Raw genomic sequence first — 4,198 nt, forward strand, 5'->3', positions numbered from 1 at the left:
CGCGCCGCGCCCCCCCCCCCCGCCCCCCGGCCGTTCTCCCCCGCGCCCCCCCCCCGCGCGCGCCCGCCCCCCGCCCGGGGCGGCCCCCCCGGGGGGGGCGGCCCGGCCGCGGGCGCCCCACGACACGATCTGGGGGCTGGGCACGGCGGCCGAACGGCTCGCGCTCACCGACGAGATGGCCGCCATCGCCCGCCGCACCGGCGACCGTGACACGGAGGCGCACGCGACGGCGATGCGCTGGGTCACGCTGCTGGAGCAGGGCGATCCGCGGTTCCACGCGGAGCTGCACGCGTATGTGGCGCTCGCCGAGGGGACGGGCAAGCGGTTCTTCCAGCTCGGCAGCGCCATCGACCTCTCCATGGCCGCGTCCCTCGCGGGCCGCTTCGACGAGGCGGAGGAGCTGCTGGCCAAGGCGCTGGAGCCCTGGCGCGCGCACGCGCCGTACGCGTTCGTCAGCGCGCATCTGGACTGGGCGCTCAAGCTGCACCGGGGCCGTTTCGACGAGGCGGAGGCGGTGGCCGGCACGCTGGACGGGCTGGGCTATCCGTACCCCCGGCTGCCGGTCGCGCTCACGGCGCTGGAGCGCGGTGACACGGCGGAGGCGGTCCGGTACCTCAGGGAGGTGGAGGCAGCCGGCCCGCCGTTCCCCCGGGTCTACGCCCCGCTGTGGCTGCGCTTCCGCGCCCAGACGGCCGCCGCCTCGGGCGACGAGGCGCTGATCGCCCGCGCGCGGGCCGCGCTCGCGCCGTACGCGGGGCAGTGGATGGTCTCGCTGTACGGCTGCGACATCAGCGGCCCGGTCGATCTCTGGCTCGGCACGCTGGACGCGGCGGGCGGGCGGTGGGACGAGGCGGTGACGGAGCTGACGGCGGCCCGCGACGCGGCGGACCGGCTCGGAGCCGCGCCGTGGTCGCGCCGCGCGGCCACCGCCCTGACGGACGCCCTGCGCCACCGGGACCGTCACCCCCATGACACCGGGGCCGGTGGGGCCGGTGGGTCCGGTGGGTCCGGTGGGGCCGATGGGGGCGCAGGGGCCGCCGAGGCGGCCGTCCGGTCCGGCGCCGGATCCGCCGCCGGGTCAGTCGCCGAGTCCGGAGTCGGGCCCGGAGTCGGGCCAGCCGCCGGGCCAGCCGCCGGGTCCGGAGTCAGCTCCGGAGTCGGGTCCGATGCCCCGGGCGGTGGCCGGCAGGCCGAGTTCCGGCGGGACGGCGCCGTCTGGGCGCTCCGCTTCGCGGGACGGACGGTCCATGTGCCCGACGCCAAGGGGCTGCGGGACCTGCATACGCTCCTCGGCCACTCGGGCGCCGACCTGCCCGCCGGGAGACTTCTCGCCCCGGAGGGCGGGCGCGTCGTGGCCGCGGCCCGGTCGCTGGGTGGTGACCCCGTACTGGACGAGCGCGCCAAGGCCGCCTACCAGCGCCGGCTGGCGGAGCTGGACGAGGAGATCGACCGGGCCGGCGTGCGCGGGGACGGAGCCCGCGCCGCCGAGGGTGAGCGGGAGCGGCAGGCCCTGCTGGACGAGCTGCGCCGGGCAGCGGGGCTCGGCGGGCGCACCCGGCGCCTCGGCGACGAGGCGGAACGGGCCAGGAAGACGGTCACCGCCCGCATCCGTGACACCCTGCGCAAGCTCGACACCCTCCACCCCGAACTCGCCGCCCATCTCAGGGACTCGGTGTCCACCGGCGCCACCTGCGCCTACCGCCCGCCCGCCACCACGGCCCCCGTCGACTGGCGTCTCGGGTGAACCGCAGGGAGCGGGCCCGGCCCGGGAGGCGGGGGCGTCATCTGCGGTTGTACAGGCGCATCGTGACCGTACCGAACCCGATCAGCAGGACCGCCGACCAGCCCAGGGACCAGGCGACGGCCGCCGCCGGCCAGTGACCCGCCATCAGTTCGCGCACCGCCGTCGCCACATGGCTGACCGGGCTGTTGTCGACGAACGCCTGGAGCCAGCCCGGCATCGTCCTCGGGTCGACGAAGACATTGCTCAGGAAGGTCAGCGGGAAGATGACCATCATGCTGACGCCCATCACGGACTTCTCGCTGCGCAGCATCAGCCCGAACATCGTCCAGACCCACGAGAACGAGAACGCGAACACCAGCAGCAGCGCCACCCCCGCCAGGACCCCGGGCACCCCGCCCTGCGGCCGGTAGCCGATGAGGGTGCCGACGGCGAGCATGACGGCCGAGGCGATCACATAGCGGACGACATCGCCGAGGAGATAGCCGACCATCGGCGCCGGGCGCCAGATGGGGAGGGTACGGAAGCGGTCGAAGACCCCCTTCCCGATGTCGGTGTTGACCGCGACGCCCGTGTACATCGTGACCATCACGACGCTCATCACCAGGATCCCCGGCAGCAGGAACTGGATGTACGCGGAGACCGAACCGGCCAGCGCACCGCCGAAGAGGTACGAGTACAGCAGCACCATCATGATCGGGAAGGCCGTGACGTCGAAGAGCTGCTCCGGCACATGCTTGATCTTGAGCATGGTCCGCCGGCCGAAGGCGAGCGAGGCGGTGAGCCCGCTGGGCCGGGGCGGCCGGTCCCGGCCGGTCAGCAGGGCCTCCAGATCCTCCGCCGTGGGTGAGGTGCCCGGGGGGTCCGCCGGGTCGTGCGCGTTCGTCGTCCTCGTGACCGCGGTGCTCATGCCGCCGCCTCCTCGTCCCGTCGGGCGCCGTGCGCGGTGTCCGGTTCCGGGAGGTGGTGCGCGGCGCCGGTGGTGACCGGTCCTCCCGCGGTGAGGGCGAGGAAGACCTCGTCCAGACTCGGCTGTCCCAGCGAGAAGTCGTCCACCGTGATCCCCGAGCGGGCCAGCTCCGCCAGCGCCCGCGCGGCCTGCTCGGCCGCGCCGTGCTCCGTACCGCGGCCGTCGACCGTCGCGGTCAGCGCCACCGGATCGGCGTCGAGCTGCACGCCCGCGCCGAGCGCGCGCGTCAGCACCCGCTCGGCCTCCGTCCGCCGCGCCGGGTCCCGCAGTCGCAGATGGACCGACCCGGCGCCGACCGACGCCTTCAGCTCGCCCTTCGTCCCCTCGGCGATCATCCGCCCCTGGTCGATCACCGCGATCCTGGAGGCCAGCCGGTCCGCCTCGTCCAGATACTGGGTCGTCAGCAGCACCGTCGTGCCGTGCGCGACGACGGCTCGCACGATGTCCCACACCTGGTTGCGGCTGCGCGGATCGAGCCCGGTCGTCGGCTCGTCCAGGAAGAGCAGATCGGGTGTGCCGAGCAGGGACGCGGCGATGTCGATACGGCGCCGCATCCCGCCCGAGTAGTGCTTGACCTGCCGCCCCGCCGCCTCCCCGAGGCCGAACGCGGTCAGCAGCCGCGCCGCCCGCTCCCGCGAGGCCCGTCCCGAGTGGCCGAGGAGCCGTGCCAGCAGCACCAGGTTCTCCGTACCCGTCAGGTCCTCGTCCACCGAGGCGTACTGCCCGGTGAGGCTCACCCGGCCGCGTACCGCGTCTGCCTCCTTACGTACGTCCTTGCCGAAGACCCGCGCCTCACCGCCGTCCGGCCGCAGCAGCGTCGCCAGCATCCTGACGAGGGTCGTCTTGCCCGCCCCGTTCGGCCCGAGGAGCCCGTAGACCGTGCCCGCGGGCACGGCGAGATCGACTCCGTCGACCGCCCGGTTCTCACCGAAGACCTTCACCAGCCCTCTGGTCTCGATCGCCAGATCAGTGTTCATCGCTGTCCCTTGTCCGTGGGTCCGTCGTCAGGAGGAGCGGTCGTACTCCGGAGTGACCACCACGAACGCGTCGGCCCGCCCGACCTCCGCCGCGAACGCGGACATCTGCCGGGTCGGGCGGTCCGGGTAGTGCGCGGGAAGGCCGAAGTCGACCGGATCGACGACCGCCGGCTCCAGGTCGTCCCGCCCGGCCGCCCGCTCCGCGAACCTGCGGCCGATGACATCACCGACGCGTTGCTCCCGCGTCCTGCCGATGATGACCGCGACCCGCGACGGCCGTGACGTCTCCGCGGGCGGCGGCAAAGCCCGTCCCCGCTCCGGTGGTTGCTCCATGGGTCCCCGTACTCCCCTCCCGCGCCCGTCCTGTCCGTACCGCCCGTCCCGCTCCCTCGTCTCTCAGGCGCGAGACGCGACCGAGCGGCGGGGGCGGGGGGGGGCGGGGGGGGGGGGGGGGGGGGGGGGGGGGGGGGGGGGGGGGGGGGGGGGGGTGATGTGGTTGTTGGGTGTGGT

Annotated in this window: 4 protein-coding genes; 1 reads left to right on the top strand and 3 read right to left on the bottom strand. The window is 74.9% G+C overall.

Annotated elements, in window-relative coordinates; genetic code table 11:
- Window positions 1-175: 175 nt before the first annotated feature.
- Window positions 176-1,744: a hypothetical protein gene (locus tag ACFXPK_RS09370; RefSeq protein WP_385073363.1), complete on the top strand. Its 1,569-nt coding sequence runs from the start codon at window positions 176-178 to the stop codon at window positions 1,742-1,744.
- 37 nt (window positions 1,745-1,781) lie between these two features.
- On the opposite strand, the gene ACFXPK_RS09375 is transcribed toward ACFXPK_RS09370, so the two are convergent.
- The 3 genes from ACFXPK_RS09375 to ACFXPK_RS09385 are packed head-to-tail and all read right to left on the bottom strand — an operon-like array spanning window position 1,782 to window position 4,021.
- Window positions 1,782-2,651, bottom strand: a complete 870-nt coding sequence (locus ACFXPK_RS09375; protein ID WP_385073366.1) for an ABC transporter permease — start codon at window positions 2,649-2,651, stop codon at window positions 1,782-1,784.
- Window positions 2,648-3,688 (bottom strand): ATP-binding cassette domain-containing protein, encoded by a 1,041-nt coding sequence (locus ACFXPK_RS09380; protein WP_385073369.1) that lies wholly within the window; start codon window positions 3,686-3,688, stop codon window positions 2,648-2,650. Before ACFXPK_RS09380 ends, ACFXPK_RS09375 begins: the two co-directional genes overlap by 4 nt.
- Window positions 3,689-3,715: 27 nt before the next feature.
- Window positions 3,716-4,021: an NADPH-dependent FMN reductase gene (locus ACFXPK_RS09385; protein ID WP_385073371.1), complete on the bottom strand. Its 306-nt coding sequence runs from the start codon at window positions 4,019-4,021 to the stop codon at window positions 3,716-3,718.
- Window positions 4,022-4,198 lie beyond the last annotated feature (177 nt).

The organism is Streptomyces sp. NPDC059142 (genome assembly GCF_042755665.1).
GTDB lineage: Bacteria > Actinomycetota > Actinomycetes > Streptomycetales > Streptomycetaceae > Streptomyces.

Bases quoted from the DNA above. Each gene is read 5' to 3' on its own strand.
- ACFXPK_RS09370 (WP_385073363.1), top strand. From the start codon at position 176: ATGGCCGCCATCGCCCGCCGCACCGGCGACCGTGACACGGAGGCGCAC.
- ACFXPK_RS09375 (WP_385073366.1), bottom strand. From the start codon at position 2,651: ATGAGCACCGCGGTCACGAGGACGACGAACGCGCACGACCCGGCGGAC.
- ACFXPK_RS09380 (WP_385073369.1), bottom strand. From the start codon at position 3,688: ATGAACACTGATCTGGCGATCGAGACCAGAGGGCTGGTGAAGGTCTTC.
- ACFXPK_RS09385 (WP_385073371.1), bottom strand. From the start codon at position 4,021: ATGGAGCAACCACCGGAGCGGGGACGGGCTTTGCCGCCGCCCGCGGAG.